This is a genomic window from Arthrobacter sp. Leaf337 (genome assembly GCF_001423745.1).
Taxonomy (GTDB): domain Bacteria; phylum Actinomycetota; class Actinomycetes; order Actinomycetales; family Micrococcaceae; genus Arthrobacter.
Genome location: NZ_LMPC01000026.1, coordinates 199,901 through 214,964, shown reverse-complemented (window position 1 = coordinate 214,964; position 15,064 = coordinate 199,901). Strand labels below are relative to the sequence as shown.

The 15,064-nt window shown below is 65.8% G+C and carries 15 protein-coding genes and 2 pseudogenes; 14 read left to right on the top strand and 3 right to left on the bottom strand.

Features of this window, described 5'->3' with window-relative positions:
• Window positions 1-73 precede the first annotated feature (73 nt).
• The gene (locus ASF98_RS17140) at window positions 74-778 is read left to right on the top strand and encodes a DUF2231 domain-containing protein (RefSeq protein ID WP_200939394.1); all 705 of its coding nucleotides are present in this window, start codon (window positions 74-76) and stop codon (window positions 776-778) included.
• On the opposite strand, the gene ASF98_RS17135 is transcribed toward ASF98_RS17140, so the two are convergent.
• The gene (locus tag ASF98_RS17135; RefSeq protein WP_055804199.1) at window positions 742-1,410 is read right to left on the bottom strand and encodes a class I SAM-dependent methyltransferase; all 669 of its coding nucleotides are present in this window, start codon (window positions 1,408-1,410) and stop codon (window positions 742-744) included. The genes ASF98_RS17140 and ASF98_RS17135 overlap by 37 nt on opposite strands.
• Before the next feature lie 25 nt (window positions 1,411-1,435).
• Entirely contained in the window at window positions 1,436-2,296 is an 861-nt protein-coding gene (purU, locus tag ASF98_RS17130; protein ID WP_055804196.1) for a formyltetrahydrofolate deformylase, read from the bottom strand.
• Between the two features lie 354 nt (window positions 2,297-2,650).
• Here purU and glyA point away from each other — a divergent pair, with 354 nt between their 5' ends.
• From glyA to ASF98_RS17060, 13 genes and pseudogenes are all read left to right on the top strand, one after another.
• Window positions 2,651-3,958, top strand: a complete 1,308-nt coding sequence (gene glyA / locus ASF98_RS17125) for a serine hydroxymethyltransferase (protein ID WP_055804193.1) — start codon at window positions 2,651-2,653, stop codon at window positions 3,956-3,958.
• Between the two features lie 8 nt (window positions 3,959-3,966).
• Window positions 3,967-4,878 (top strand): bifunctional methylenetetrahydrofolate dehydrogenase/methenyltetrahydrofolate cyclohydrolase, encoded by a 912-nt coding sequence (locus ASF98_RS17120; RefSeq protein ID WP_055804391.1) that lies wholly within the window; start codon window positions 3,967-3,969, stop codon window positions 4,876-4,878.
• A gap of 100 nt (window positions 4,879-4,978) precedes the next feature.
• Window positions 4,979-6,037: pseudogene (locus ASF98_RS25080) on the top strand (sensor histidine kinase); the annotation flags it as partial.
• Between the two features lie 40 nt (window positions 6,038-6,077).
• Window positions 6,078-6,644 (top strand): annotated as a pseudogene (locus tag ASF98_RS17105) (response regulator); the annotation flags it as partial.
• A gap of 134 nt (window positions 6,645-6,778) precedes the next feature.
• Window positions 6,779-7,054 (top strand): SHOCT domain-containing protein, encoded by a 276-nt coding sequence (locus ASF98_RS17100; RefSeq protein WP_051628801.1) that lies wholly within the window; start codon window positions 6,779-6,781, stop codon window positions 7,052-7,054.
• A gap of 188 nt (window positions 7,055-7,242) precedes the next feature.
• Window positions 7,243-8,166 (top strand): ABC transporter ATP-binding protein, encoded by a 924-nt coding sequence (locus ASF98_RS17095; RefSeq protein ID WP_028270502.1) that lies wholly within the window; start codon window positions 7,243-7,245, stop codon window positions 8,164-8,166.
• Entirely contained in the window at window positions 8,159-9,034 is an 876-nt protein-coding gene (locus ASF98_RS17090) for an ABC transporter permease (RefSeq protein WP_055804184.1), read from the top strand. The genes ASF98_RS17095 and ASF98_RS17090 overlap by 8 nt, the downstream gene beginning before the upstream one ends.
• Entirely contained in the window at window positions 9,031-9,879 is an 849-nt protein-coding gene (locus ASF98_RS17085; protein ID WP_055804181.1) for an ABC transporter permease, read from the top strand. Before ASF98_RS17090 ends, ASF98_RS17085 begins: the two co-directional genes overlap by 4 nt.
• A 58-nt stretch (window positions 9,880-9,937) precedes the next feature.
• On the top strand, window positions 9,938-10,501 hold the full coding sequence (locus ASF98_RS17080; RefSeq protein ID WP_055804179.1) for a hypothetical protein: 564 nt from the start codon (window positions 9,938-9,940) through the stop codon (window positions 10,499-10,501).
• A gap of 10 nt (window positions 10,502-10,511) precedes the next feature.
• The gene (locus ASF98_RS17075; protein WP_055804384.1) at window positions 10,512-11,345 is read left to right on the top strand and encodes an exodeoxyribonuclease III; all 834 of its coding nucleotides are present in this window, start codon (window positions 10,512-10,514) and stop codon (window positions 11,343-11,345) included.
• Between the two features lie 20 nt (window positions 11,346-11,365).
• Complete coding sequence (gene trpS / locus ASF98_RS17070; RefSeq protein ID WP_055804176.1) at window positions 11,366-12,409, top strand: tryptophan--tRNA ligase; 1,044 nt, start codon at window positions 11,366-11,368, stop codon at window positions 12,407-12,409.
• Window positions 12,410-12,503: 94 nt separating this feature from the next.
• Window positions 12,504-13,124, top strand: coding sequence for a 2'-5' RNA ligase family protein (locus ASF98_RS17065; protein WP_055804381.1), 621 nt, complete (start codon window positions 12,504-12,506; stop codon window positions 13,122-13,124).
• A 106-nt stretch (window positions 13,125-13,230) separates the two neighbouring features.
• Entirely contained in the window at window positions 13,231-14,229 is a 999-nt protein-coding gene (locus ASF98_RS17060; RefSeq protein ID WP_055804378.1) for a YihY/virulence factor BrkB family protein, read from the top strand.
• Here ASF98_RS17060 and ASF98_RS17055 read toward each other — a convergent pair.
• Window positions 14,186-14,956 (bottom strand): alpha/beta hydrolase family protein, encoded by a 771-nt coding sequence (locus tag ASF98_RS17055; RefSeq protein ID WP_055804173.1) that lies wholly within the window; start codon window positions 14,954-14,956, stop codon window positions 14,186-14,188. The genes ASF98_RS17060 and ASF98_RS17055 overlap by 44 nt on opposite strands.
• Window positions 14,957-15,064 lie beyond the last annotated feature (108 nt).

Genomic DNA, 15,064 nt, shown 5'->3' with positions numbered 1-15,064 from the left:
TTCGGAAGCAGGCTCCACAGGCGGGCTTTGTGACCTAGTGACGCCGCCGACGGGTCTCACTACCATTGGGGCCATGGAACTACGGGATTTTGGCCCGTCAGGGCTGCAGCTGCAAGGACTTCACCTGCGGCCGGACGGTGGCGGAGTGCCCGGCCGGTTCCGCCGGCTGATGCGGCGGATTGAGCAGCTGGAGGCCCTTGACCCGGCTGTCCGTGCGGTCGAGCCGCCGGCTGGCCGGCTGGTCCGCAACCGGCGTCTTCGCAGCTTCCTGCACGGCGATGCAACCGGAATACCGCTGCACGGCATCCTGACCGACGCACCATTCGGCGCATGGTTCATGGCCATGTACCTGGACCTGTACTCCGACCCCGGGACGCAGCGGGCGGCCACCCGGCTGGTGGGCCTTGGCGTTCTGGCCGCGGCGCCCACCGCACTGACCGGATGGGCCGAGTGGGCGTTGGCCGGCCGCGGAACGAAGCGGGTTGGCATCGTCCATGCCGGTTTGAATGGTGCGGTCGTGCTGATTTTCGCCGGGTCCTGGGCCGCGCGGCTCCGGGGCCGCCGCAACCTCGGCGTCGGCCTGGCGCGCGTCGGGGCTCTCGTCCTAATGGCGAGCGCTTTGCTGGGCGGATATATGGGCAGCGGCCGCCGGGGAGCGCAGACCCTCCCCGCTTCCCCAACTGACTCGCACTTAACGTCGTCAATCGCGGATTCCGCGACGTTAAGTGCTAGTCAGTTGGGTCAGGGCGGGGGAGTGCGGAGGACCAGGAACTGGTAATGCTGCGTCCAGTGGCCGGCACCCGGCCCGGACTCCGCGCCCGTGCCTTCCGGCCACGTCACGAATTCCTCAATCTCGCCGTGCCGGCCGAAGATCCGTTGGAGCGCCGCGTCGCTGCGGCGGCTGAAAAAGCGCGGCGGCTGGATCTCGTCTTCGGGGTTGAGGACCTCTTCATCGTCACCGGACCAGAGCCCGACGGCGATCGGCGCCCCCGGCGCGGCCACCCGCACGAGTTCACGGACGACGTCGTCGATGTCCTTGTTGGGGATGTGCAGCAGCGTGCTCATGGTCCACAGTGCCGGGAAAACGCCGTCGGCGAAGGGCAGGCTCCGCACACTCGCGACCGAGACATTCAGCCCCTTGGACGTAGCCAGCCGCACCTGTTCCTCGGAGAGGTCCACACCCGTGTAATGGACGCCGGCCTGGACGAACTTGAGGCCGTCGAGGCCCCCGCCGGAGCCGATTTCCAGTACGGCGTGCCTGCCTTCGGCCTTCAACCGGGCGATGAACCGTTCCCGCTGCTGCACCCGCTGCGGAGTCAGGGGATGCTCCGGATGAAGGAGGGCGCGCTGGTTGTAGAACGCTGCCAGCCGGTCCTCGCCGCTGCGCCCCAGGGTTCCGGACTCCTCCATGGCCGGCGCCACGTCCTGCCCGACCCTAGTTGAAGACGACGGTGCGGTTGCCGTCCAGCAGCACGCGGTGCTCGGCGTGCCACTGGACGGCCTGGGCCAGGGTGCGGCCTTCCACATCGCGGCCCATCTGCACGAACTGTTCCGCGGTGCGGCGGTGGTCCACGCGGATGACTTCCTGTTCGATGATGGGCCCTTCGTCCAGGGCGGCCGTGACGTAGTGCGCCGTGGCGCCGATCAGCTTGACGCCGCGGGCATGGGCCTGGTGATACGGCCTGGCACCCTTAAAGGACGGCAGGAAGGAGTGATGGATGTTGATGGCCTTGCCGGTGAGCTCCGTGCAGAGCTCGTTGGACAGGATCTGCATGTAGCGGGCCAGGACGGTCAGCTCGATGTCCTGCTCCGCGATGATCTTGCGCAGCTGGTCCTCTGCCTGGACCTTGGTGTCCGCAGTGACCGGGATGTAGTGGAAGGGAATGCCGTAGAACTCCGCCAGCCCGGCCAGGTCCTGGTGGTTGGACACGATGGCGGGGATCTCGATGGGCAGCGTGCCGGAGCGCTGCAGGAACAGGAGGTCGTTGAGGCAGTGCGCCGACTTGCTCGCCATCAGCAGCGTGCGGACCTTCCGGCCGGCGGGGTTGAGGCTCCACTGCATGCCGAAGGCCTCCGTCACGGGCTGCAGCGCGGCGTGGACTTCTGCCTGCGACGCGTCCGTGGTGGCTTCGACGCGCATGAAGAACGTGCCGGTTGCGTGGCTTCCATACTGCTGCGAGTCCGTAATATTGCAGCCGGCCACGAGCAATGCTCCCGCCACGGCATGCACGATGCCGGGCCGGTCCGGGCAGGAGAGGGTCAGAACATAAGCGGAGGTCAGCTGGTCTTCAGTCACGAATAACAGCCTACCCGCGCCGGAGGCAGCGCTCTCAACGCGATTCGGACAGGACTCGGACGGGATTCACGCGGGATTCCGACGGGATTCGGAAAGGTTTTGATAGGCTTATCCGGTCGCAACTGGCGTTGGATGGCTAACCATCAGGGAGCGGCATTGACGAAGACCACGGATCGTACGCCTGGGCCGAGGGTCATGTTTTGCCGGCCGGCAGTTTAACCGCTGCCGTTCCTCTGCGATGTCCTGCCCTCAAGCGGGTTGCCCTCACCGGGTTTCCCCGTAATCAAGGGGCCGGGCAACGTCACAGCCGGTAGCCTGACCTTAGCAGCGCCCATCCCTAGCCAGGAGTTATTCGTGACTACTTCTCCGACTTCCGTTAGCACTTCCTCCACCGTCAGCAACCTGCCGTTGGCGGAGCTCGACCCCGAGATCGCCGCAGTACTGGACCAGGAGCTTGGCCGCCAGCGCGGCACCCTGGAAATGATCGCCTCGGAAAACTTCGCCCCGCGCGCCGTCATGGAAGCCCAGGGCTCCGTCCTGACCAACAAGTACGCCGAGGGTTACCCGGGCCGCCGCTATTACGGCGGCTGCGAATACGTGGACATCGCTGAACAGCTGGCGATTGACCGCGTCAAGGACCTGTTCGGCGCAGAGTACGCCAACGTCCAGCCGCACTCCGGCGCCCAGGCCAACGCCGCCGCACTGTCCGCCATGATCACCCCCGGTGACAAGATCCTGGGCCTGTCCCTGGCTCACGGCGGCCACCTGACGCACGGCATGAAGCTCAACTTCTCCGGCAAGCTCTACAGCGTGGCTGCCTACCAGGTGGAGCAGGACAACTTCCGCATCGACATGGACAAGCTCCGCGAGCAGGCCATCGCCGAGAAGCCGCAGGTCATCATCGCCGGCTGGTCCGCCTACCCGCGCCACCTGGACTTCGCAGCCTTCCGCTCGATCGCCGATGAAGTCGGCGCGCTGCTCTGGACCGACATGGCCCACTTCGCCGGCCTGGTGGCCGCGGGCCTGCACCCGAGCCCGGTGCCGTACTCCGACGTCGTCACCTCCACGGTGCACAAGACCCTCGCAGGCCCCCGCTCCGGTGTGATCCTGGCCAAGCAGGAATGGGCCAAGAAGCTCAACTCCAACGTCTTCCCCGGCCAGCAGGGCGGACCGCTCATGCACGTCATCGCCGCAAAGGCCGTTGCCTTCAAGATCGCCGGCACCGCTGAGTTCAAGGAGCGCCAGGAGCGCGTCCTCGAGGGCGCCAAGATCATCGCCGACCGCCTGAACCAGGCTGACGTCGCAGAAGCAGGCGTCTCCGTGCTCACCGGCGGCACCGATGTGCACCTGGTCCTGGTGGACCTGCGCAACTCGCAGCTGGACGGCCAGCAGGCAGAGGACCTCCTGCACTCCGTGGGAATCACCGTGAACCGCAACGCTGTTCCGTTCGACCCCCGCCCGCCGATGGTCACCTCCGGCCTGCGCATCGGTACCCCGGCACTGGCCACCCGCGGCTTCGGCGCCGAGGAATTCACCGAGGTGGCCGAGATCATCGCCACCGCCCTGAAGGCCGGCTCCGCCACCGATATCGAGGCCCTGCAGGCCCGCGTGGACAAGCTCGCCGCCGACTTCCCGCTCTACCCGCAGCACGAACAGTGGTGAACCCGTCCATGGCGCAGACCGCGAAAATCCTTGACGGCAAGGCAGCTGCAGCCGCCATCAAATCCGAGCTGACCGAGCGTGTCGCGGCACTGCAGGCCCGCGGCGTCACCCCGGGCATTGCCACAGTGCTCGTTGGCGCGGACCCTGCCTCGCAGCTGTACGTGTCCATGAAGCACAAGCAGTCTGTGGAGATCGGGATGAACTCGATCCAGCGTGAGCTTCCGGCCGATGCGACCCAGGCCCAGGTTGAGGACCTCATTGATGAACTCAATGCGGACCCCGCCTGCCATGGGTACATCGTGCAGCTGCCACTGCCCAAGCACCTGGATACCGACGCAATCCTCGAGCGGATCGACCCCGCCAAAGATGCAGACGGCCTGCACCCGACCAACCTCGGCAGGCTGGTGCTCAACGTCAACGGTGAGATCACCTCGCCGCTGCCATGCACGCCCCGCGGCGTCATTGAGCTCCTGGAACGCAACGGATACAACCTGGCCGGCAAACACGTTGTGGTGGTGGGCCGTGGTGTCACGATCGGCCGCACGATCGGCCTGCTGCTGACCCGGCGGGCAGTGAACGCCACCGTCACGTTGACGCACACCGGCACCGAGAACCTCTCGGAGCTGCTGCGGCTGGCGGACGTCATTGTGGGCGCGGCGGGTGCCAAGCACATCGTCAAGGCTTCGGACGTGAAGCCGGGCGCGGCGCTGCTCGACGTTGGTGTCACCCGTGAAACCGATCCCGAGACGGGCAAAAGCAAGGTCCATGGCGACATCGATCCCGCAGCTGCCGAGGTGGCCGGCTGGATCTCGCCGAACCCCGGCGGCGTGGGTCCCATGACCGTGGCCCTGCTGATGACCAACGTGGTCGAAGCCGCGGAACGCAAAGCTGCGGCGGAACGCCACGCGGGCGTCGCCTAAGCTACACGGAATGCAGGCAGGGCGCCTACTCCCGCGGGAGTAGGCGCCCTGCGCCGTTAAGCGGACGACGCGGGTACGCCGCCGCCGCTAGGCTCGGAGTATGCCGCGCCGATTCCAGGGTCCGCCCACCGCCTTCGTGGTGATCGCCGTGGCCGTTGTCCAGGTCGTGGGCACAGTCTTCGCCGCTGCGCGGCAGCCCGAGCACCGGCCCCTTGACGTGCTGGCTTTCGTGCTGCTTCTCGCCGGCCCGGCGGCGCTGTCCCTGCGCCGGCGCTGGCCCGGCGTGATGTTGCCTGCGGCTGCTGCGGCGACGATCCTCTACCTTGCCGCAGGCTACCCGTGGGGTCCTGTCCTGCTGTCCCTGGCGCTGGCCATCGTCTTCTCGGCGGCCGCCGGACGACGCTGGCAGACCTGGACCGTGGCCGGGACCTGCGCGGCGGCGCTGGCTGCCTTCTTTATGGCCAGCGGGGACGAAGGCGCCCTGATCCGCGCCGTCGCCGGAACGTCCTGGCTGGTGATCCTGGTGCTGCTGGGGGAGGGTGCCAGGTTCCGCCACGAGCGCGTGGCCGAAAGGCGGCGGCAGCGCGAGTCCCGGGAGCTGGCCGCCCGGGACGAATACCGGCTCGCCCTGGCCCGGGATATCCATGACGTTGTGGCGCATTCCCTGTCCCTCATCAACGTCCGCGCATCAGTGGCGCTGCACCTGGGGGACCGGGACCCGGAACAGTTCCGTCCCGCCCTGGAAGCCATTAAATCGGCCAGCAAAGAGTCACTGGACGAAGTCCGCCAGCTGCTGGGCGTGCTCCGGGATGACGCGCCGCTCCGCCCTGCATCGGGTCCCGGGCTGCGTAAACTGCCCGAGCTCGCCGAGAACGCGCGGCGCACGGGACTGGACGTGAAGCTGGACATCCGGACGGATCCCGGCACCGGCGGGCCGCCCGCCGCAGCCGAAGAGGCCGCGTACCGTATCGTGCAGGAGGCCCTCACCAATGTGGTGAGGCACGCCGGAGCCCGCAGCACCGCCGTCGTGGTTGAAATTCCGGCGGACGGACCCGACGCCGGACGCCTCACCGTTACGGTCGACGACGACGGCCGCGGAGCTGCCGGGGCACCGGAAGGCAACGGGCTGCGGGGGATGCGGGAACGCGCCGCTGCGCTGGGCGGCAGCGTGCGGTTCCTGCCGCTCAACCCGGGCTGGCGGCGACGACGCCGTGAGGCTGGCCGCCCGCGAGAGGCCCGACGTCGTGCTGATGGACATCCGCATGCCGCAGGGCGACGGGCTCGAGGCGACGCGCACGATCCTGGCCGACCCGGCGCTTCCCGGAACGCGGGTCATCATCCTCACCACCTTCGAACTTGACGAGTACATCGCCGAGGCTGTGCGCGCCGGTGCCGCCGGCTTCCTGGTCAAGGACACAGAACCGGAGGAACTGCTCCGAGCGGTCCGCGTGGTGCACGACGGCGACGCCCTCCTGTCGCCGTCGGTGACCCGCCGGATCATGGCCCAGCTGGCCGTGCAGTCCTATGCGACAGGCAAGCCGTCCGACGCCGCACTGGACCGGATTACCGAACGCGAACGGGAAGTGCTCCGGCTGGTGGGGGAGGGACTGAACAACGCGGAGATCGCCGGGCGGCTCTTCATCACGCCGCTGACCGCCAAGACCCATGTCTCCCGGATCATGACCAAGCTGCAGGTACGCGACCGCGCTCAGCTGGTGGTGCTGGCTTATGAGTCGGGCCTGGTCCGCCCCGGCTGGAGCATCTAAGGAACCCGGCTGCCTCCCCGGGTAGTAGGGCGTACGCCGCAAGTGCCTCCCGCCGCCGGACGACGGCGCAGCGCGCCGAAACCAGACTTGAAGCGGAGCCGAAATCCGGCTCGCAGAGAGAGTCTGGAGCTGACATGCTGACTGCAATAAGCACTGCTTTTGGGACCGTCCCCGCCCACGCGCCGTGGTACGACGGCGGCTTCTCACCCTGGTTCCTGCTGTTCCCGCTGTTCTGGATCCTGGTGATAGGCCTGCTAATCTTCGTTGCCCGGCGCACTTGGCGGACTAACCACCGCTGGGCTGCCCGGCAGGGCGGCGAAGGGGTGCTCCGGGAACGCTACGCGCGCGGCGAAATCGATGAGACGGAGTACCGACAGCGCCTGCAGGTCCTGCGCGGCGAGGAAAAGTAGGCGGGTTCCGGCGGCCCCGATTGCGGGTCGCCGGGTCCGCGGCCGACGCGACAAAATCGAATGGATTTTTTGAGATCGAACTCTTTATTTGTTCGAACGTGCGTACTAACGTGGGGTGAGTGCCTGAACTTGTGTCCAACGAAGAACTCTCAAGCCAACAATCCCGCAGCCAGCCCCAGGGCGACCAGATGCAGTACGTCATCACCGCCGAAAACCTCACCAAGACGTACGGCGACGTCACCGCCGTCGACGGCATTTCCTTCAGCGTTCCCGCCGGTGAGGCCTTCGGCCTGCTTGGTCCCAACGGTGCCGGCAAGTCCACCACCATGAAGATGATCGGCGGCGTCTCCCAGCGCACGTCCGGAAGCCTGTCCATCATGGGGCTGGATCCGGAAAGCCACGGGCCGGAAGTCCGCGCCCACCTCGGTGTTGTGCCGCAACAGGACAACCTCGACGAGGAACTCAGGGTCCGCGACAACCTCCTGGTCTACGGCCGCTACTTCGGACTGCCCATGAGCTACCTCCGGCCCAAGGCCGATGAGCTGCTGGAGTTCGCCCAGCTGACGGACAAGGCGAAATCCAAGGTGGACGCGCTCTCCGGCGGTATGAAGCGGCGGCTGACCATCGCGCGCTCGCTGATCAACGAACCCCGGATCCTGCTGCTGGACGAGCCCACCACGGGCCTGGACCCGCAGGCCCGGCACATCCTCTGGGACAGGCTGTTCCGGCTTAAGGAGCAGGGCGTCACGCTCATCCTCACCACGCACTACATGGACGAGGCGGAACAGCTGTGCGACCGCCTCATCGTGGTGGACAAAGGACGCATCATGGCCGAGGGCTCGCCGGCCAGCCTCATCCGCGAGTACTCCACCCGGGAAGTCCTGGAGCTTCGCTTCGGATCGGAACGCAACGCCACCATCGGCGCTGAGCTCGAAGGCATTGGCGAACGGCTGGAGACGCTTCCGGACCGGGTGCTGATTTACGCGCACGACGGCGAGGCGGCCCTGGAGCAGGTGTCGGCCCGCGGACTCCGGCCGGTCACCTCACTGGTGCGCCGGTCGTCCCTGGAGGATGTTTTCCTCCGCCTCACCGGCAGGAGCCTCGTTGACTGAGCAGCCTTCGCCGTCCGTGGCGGACGCAGGCGGCCGCGGACCTTCCGTGCTGCGCGCCCACTCGCCAGCTGTGTCAGCGGCCCGCGCCCGCCGCTGGGGAGCCTTCTACTACGCGGAGCAGGTCCTCCGCGTCATGAAGAGCTACGGCTGGACCATCGTGATGTACGGCGTGGGCCAGCCTGTGGCCTACCTGTTTGCCATGGGGGTGGGCCTGGCCACGCTGGTGGACACGAGCAGCGAAGGAGTGTTCGGCGGGGTCAGCTACCTCGCCTTCATCGCCCCGGCACTGCTGATCTCTGCGGCGGTTATGACAGCGGCCAATGAATTCACGTTCCCGGTGATGGACGGGTTCAAGTGGCGGCGGGTGTACTACGGCCCGCACGCGTCCCCGCTCACGCCTGAGCAAATCGCCGCGGGCCACATCATGGCCGTGACCCTCAGGTTCCTGCTGCAGTCGGCCATCTACTTCGCGGTGGTGGCCCTCTTCGGTGCGTCACCCAGCGGCTGGGGCTGGGTATCCGTCCTGGTGGCCACCCTCGCCGGGCTCTCCTTCGGCCTTCCCCTGATGGCGTATGCCGCCTCCATCAAGGAGGACAAGGGCCAGTTTGCCATGGTGATGCGGTTCATTGTGACCCCGTTGTTCCTGTTCTCCGGAACGTTCTTCCCGCTCGATTCCCTGCCGCTCGTGGTGCGCTGGATCGGCTGGATTTCTCCGATCTGGCACGGCACTGAGCTGGGCCGTGTCTTCAGCTACGGCTATGACGAGTCGCCGTTGCTGACCATGCTGCACATCGTGTTCCTGGTAGGCCTCGCCGTGGCGGGGTGGCTGCTGACAAAACGCCAGTTCGTCAGGAGGCTGGGGCAATGAGCATTCTGTCTGAAAGTCACAACCCGGGCGGCCACAGCGTGACCGAGGCCGCGCGGAACCGCCATTTCGGGCCGATGTACTCCCGGAACGTCAGGGCTGTCATTGCCCGCGGGCTGATGGCCACGAAGAGCAGCAACTGGATGGTGATGCTCTCGGGCTTCTTCGAGCCGGTGTTGTACCTGATCTCGATGGGCGTGGGCCTGGGGGCCATCGTGGGCGCCGTCCACGGACCCGGCGGCCAGGAGATCAGCTACGCCGCCTACATTGCGCCGGCGCTCCTCGCCGTGTCCGCGATGAACGGCGCCGTGTACGACTCCACGTGGAATGTCTTCTTCAAGATGAACTTCGCCAAGCTGTACCAGGGAATGCTCTACACCTCACTGGGTCCGCTGGACGTGGCCATGGGGGAGATCTTCCTGGCATTGCTGCGGGGCCTGCTCTACGCCACCGGATTCACCGCAGTCATGGGCGTTATGGGACTGATCACCACGCCATGGGCCATCCTCATGATTCCGGCCTCGGTGCTGATCGCCTTCGGTTTCGCGAGCTTCGGCATGGGGATCACGAGCTTCATGAAGACGTTCCAGCAGATGGACTGGATCAACTTCGTGATGCTGCCGATGTTCCTCTTCAGTGCCACGTTCTACCCGCTCAGCGTCTACCCGCAGTCCATCCAGTGGCTGATCCAGGCAATGCCGCTGTGGCACGGTGTGGAACTGCTCCGGCAGATCAGCGTGGGAATCTTCACCCCTGCCACGGCCATCCACATCGGGTATTACCTGGTGATGATCGTGCTGGGGGTCATGCTCACGGCCGGCCGCCTGCGCAAGCTGTTCCTGAAATAACGTTCGCCCGGGGTGGAAGCGTCCATTTTCCTGCTCCGGCGTTTGAGACAATGGACCCATGCGAACTTTGGGTAACCCTCACTCTGCGTCCAACCCGGCCAAGGGCGGGTTCTCCATGCTGCGTATCAGCGGTCCGGGAATGATGGTGTTTGTCGTCGCCTTCGTTGTGGCCGTCATCTTTGCTGCCAACCAGAACGACGTCGTGGGCTGGGTGGTGGCGATCATCGCCGGCTTCTGGCTCGCGCTGGCAGCGTTCGTCGTCTTCAGCATCCAGAAGGCGGCCAAGAAGGCGACCGTCAAACTCAACGAAGCGCAGAACGCCTTCAATGCAGCCACCGGCCGGGCGCCGTCGTCCGGCAGCGCCGATCACGGCGGCACACGACTGGTCCGGTCGCGTAGCGAAGCCGACGAAGTCCGGGACATGAAACTGGACCATTCCTTCAAGATCGTCCAGGTCCAGGTGCGCGTCGTCGAGCAGGAACGGGCCAAGGGCGCAGCATCGGACCATGACACCATCCGCCGCGCACTGGAGACCATCGAAATCACCGCCACCAACGCCAGGGACATGATCAAGTCCTCCGGTGGCGCTGACGAACCGGTCAGCGGAACCATCATCGACTAGAGTGGAGCGGGTGATCTCGGCATTGAAGAAGGACCACCTTCGTATCGCATCAGTAAACGTCAACGGCCTCCGCGCTGCCTACCGGAACGGTATGGCGGAGTGGCTTGAGCCGCGCGAGGTGGACATCCTCTGCTTGCAGGAGGTCAGGGCACCGGACAAGATCGTCCGCGAACTCCTGGGCGACGGCTGGTTCATCCTGCACGAGGAAGCCGAGGCCAAGGGCCGCGCGGGCGTGGCCATTGCCTCCCGCGAGGAACCGCTGGCTACCCGCTCCCACATCGGCGACGATTACTTTGCCACCGCCGGACGCTGGGTGGAGGCGGATTTCCGCGTCAGGGATGCCGCCGGTGCTGCCGCCCAGTTGACCGTAGTGAGCGCCTACGTTCACTCCGGTGAGGCCGGGACCCCGAAGCAGGACGACAAATTCCGGTTCCTGGACGTCATGACCACCCGCCTTCCGGAGCTGGCAAAGCACAGCGACCATGCCCTCGTGGTGGGTGACCTGAATGTTGGCCACACGGAGCTGGATATCAAGAACTGGAAGGGCAATGTGAAGCGCGCCGGTTTCCTCCCGGAGGAACGCGCCTACTTTGACCGCTTCTTTGGCGATGAAATCGGATGGAGGGATGTCCACAGGGGCCGGGCGGGAAACGTAGAAGGCCCCTACACCTGGTGGTCCCAGCGCGGCAAGGCCTTTGACACCGACACAGGCTGGCGCATCGACTACCACATGGCCACCCCCGCCCTCGCTGCCGCTGCAATTTCGGCAGTGGTGGACCGGGCTCCGTCATGGGACACCCGCTTCTCCGACCACGCCCCGCTGGTAGTGGACTACCAGCTCTAAGCCCGAAGGTTTTTCTCACAATGACTAGCTCGACTACCCCGGTGACCAAGAAGCGCATCCTTTCAGGTGCCAAGCCCACAGCGGACTCCCTGCATCTGGGCAACTACATTGGCGCCGTCCGCAACTGGGTTGACATGCAGGCGGAATACGACGCCGTATTCTTCATTCCCGACCTCCACGCCATCACCGTGGATTTCGAACCGGCAGAGCTGGCCAAGCGCACCCGCGTGGTGGCTGCCCAATACATTGCGGCCGGCATCGACCCGGACAAGAGCATCTTCTTCGTCCAGTCGCATGTCCCCGAGCATGCCCAGTTGGCCTGGGCGCTGAACTGCATCACCGGCTTTGGCGAAGCCTCCCGGATGACGCAGTTCAAGGACAAGACGCAGAAGTCGGGAACGGAGTCCGCAACACTGGGCCTGTTCGCCTACCCGACCCTGATGGCCGCGGACATCCTTCTGTACCAGACCGACCTCGTCCCGGTCGGCGAGGACCAGCGGCAACACCTGGAGCTGACCCGAAACCTGGCCCAGCGCTTCAACACCCGCTTTGGCCAGACGTTCACGGTGCCTGAGGCCACCATCCTCAAGGCCACCGCCAAGATCTACGACCTCCAGAGCCCGACTGCCAAGATGTCGAAAACAGGCGGCTCGCCCCACGGTTCCATCCAGCTCCTGGAGGACCCCAAGATCGCCGCGAAACGCATCAAGTCCGCCGTGACAGACACCGGAACGGAAATCCGCTTCGACGCCGAAGCCAAGCCCGGCGTCTCCAACCTGCTCACCATCTATTCGACGCTGACGGGGAAGTCCGTGGCCGATCTTGAGGCGGAATACCAAGGCAAGATGTACGGCCACCTCAAGAAGGACCTGGCCGACGTCATGGTGGACTTCATCACGCCCCTCCGGGACCGCACCAATGAACTCATGGCGGACCCGGCCGAGCTGGACAGGCTACTGGCCCAGGGCGCCGAACGTGCCCGCGAAATCGCCTCCGTGACCCTCGGCCAGGTCTACGAGCGGATGGGCTTCCTGCCGTCCCTGAGCCTTGCAGGAGTCCGCTAGCCCCATGTCGTCCGTCAGCAAAGTCACTGCAAACGAAAACTCCCCTGCATACCGCGGCGAGGGAAAATTCGTTGACGCCGATGATAACGCTGCCATGGTCCGGGGCACTGAGCCGGGTAAGCGCCAGGCCAGGACCGACGGGATGAGCGTCGGCGTCATCCTGGGGTTTCCACCTGACATTGCCGAGGAACTGCGGCGCTGGCGGGCCTCCTTCGGGGACCCCATGGCCGGTGTCATCCCCGCGCACATCACACTGGTCACCACCACCCCCACCAAAGACTGGGAAGCTACCCGATGCCATGTCCGCGAGATCGCGCGCAGGCAGGAGCCGTTTACCGTCACCATCGCGGGGACTGGCTCCTTCCGGCCCGTATCCCCGGTGGTCTTCCTGAAGGTTGAAGACGGTTTTGGTGACTGCGTGAAGCTGCACGAACAGCTGCAGACCGGGCCGCTGGAACGGGAACTGCCTTTTGCCTACCACCCGCATGTGACCATTGCCCACGATGTCGCGCCGGAGAGCCTGGATGAGGCCGAAACGGTGCTGAAGGATTACCGGGCCACCTTCCCTGTGGTTAGCATGGGGCTGTACGAGCATGACATCAATGGCATTTGGCAGCTACGGGAAGAACTCGACTTTGGTATCGAAACTGACCACCCCCGAGGCGCGTCCGGCTCCGGCGACGCAGGCCGCACAGGGGGCGCAGGCCGCGAATAATCCTCCGCTGCCCACGGAGCGCGCCCGGCTGAAGCTGGAAGTGAGCCGGAAGAAGGTCGACTGGAGCAAGGCACGCAGGTCCGGCGGCGGCCCCGTGGCGGGGCTGATGGCAATGTTCCAGTGGCTGCTGGCCCGGCTGAACGCCTTTCGTCCCATGCGCGCATTCCAGCACTACAACCTGCAGCACGGGCCGCTCATGGCCGCCGGCATCGGCTTCAACATGTTCTTCTCCATCACCGGCCTGCTGGCCACGGGCTTCTCCGTGGCGGGGCTGCTGCTGAGCGGCCAACCGGCGCTGCTTGACCGGATCGTCAGCAGCGTGGCGACCAGCGCGCCGGGCCTCGTGAAGGTTGACGGCGGCGACGGCCTGGTGGACCCGCAGGACCTGCTGAATCCTGCCGGCCTTGGATGGACCGCGGTGATCGCGGCCGTCGTCACCATCGTGACCTCCCTCGGCTGGATAGCAGGTGTCCGGGAAGGCCTGCGGGGCGTGATGCAGCTCGGACCGCTGAAGATGAATCCGGTAGTCCAGAAGCTGCGGGACACCGGCACGTTGCTGCTGCTTGGCGTGGCGCTGGTGCTCAGCGCCGGCGCTTCCTTGATCTTCGGTACCGCAGCGGGATGGGTCACTGAGCAGCTGCAGTTGGATCCGGTGATGGCCTGGCCGCTGACCACGGCCATCAAGGTGGGAGTGCCGCTGGCGTTGGGCTGGGTCACCGCGCTGATCATGTTCAGGCTGGCGGCGGGTCTGAAACTTACCCGGCAGGCGTTACTCGAAGGAACCGTCCTGTCGGCCGTGGGTACCACTGCGCTGCAGATCTTCAGCACGGAGCTGCTTGCCAACGCCGGCCGTAACCCGATTCTCGCGCCGTTCGCGATCATCATCGGGCTGCTTATCTGGTTCAACCTGGTCAGCCAGGTCTACCTGGTCTCCGCGGCATGGTCCGCCATCCGGGAAGAGGACCTGAAGAACGCCCCGTCAGCCAAGGCAACGACCGGGTGGGGTTCGCGCCAGGTCCAGCCGGGAAAGACTCCGGTGGAGCGGGAACGCAAGGGCCTGGCTATCGGCCGGCGTCGAGGTACTGATCGGCCCACGCGGAAATAATCTTCGCCGCACGGGCGGCCTGGCCCTTGCCGGTCAGCAGGTGATCGCTGCCTTCCAGGGAGACGAAGCTGCGCGGGTGCCGGGCCGTCTGGAAGATGGTGCTGGCGTTCTCGATCCCCACGGTGTTGTCCGTGGGGGAGTGCAGCACCATCAGGGGTTTGTGCAACTGCTTGATGCAGTCCGTCAGGTCCGCGTTCTCCAGGTCCTCGACGAAGTGCCGGCGGATCTCCACGCGTTTGCCGCCGAGGTCCACTTCCGCGCTGCCTTCACTCAGGATCCGGTCCAGGGCAGCGTCAAAGACATGGGCCACATGCTTCGGCGAGAACGGCGCCCCCACGGTGGCCACGGCGTCGAGCTCCGGAATCTCCTTGGCTGCTGCCAAAACGGCGGCACCGCCGAAGGAATGCCCCACCAGCAGCGAGACCGGCTTCCCTTCGGTCCGCATGAACTCTGCCGCCTTGACGGTGTCCGCCACCTTGTGGCTAAAGGAACCTTCGGACCAGAACCCTGCGGAATCGCCCAGGCCCAGGTTGTCGAAGCGCAGCATCCCCACGCCGTTGTCAGCCAGCGCCTTGCACATCCGGGACGCCGACGGGCTGTCCTTGCCCAGGGTGAACCCGTGCGAGAACACGCCCCAGCCCTTCACCGGTCCTTCCGGGATATCGATGATGCCGGAGAGCAATTCTCCGGTGGATCCTTCGAAGCTGACTTTTTCGGAGCGGGACATGGGGGGACCCTTTCAGTTGGTGCCGGTAAATTGCCGTGAAACTACGACGGCGCCCCCACCTGAAAGGTGAGAGGCGCCGTCGTCGTACTTCTTTTGGTTCCGGTGGTG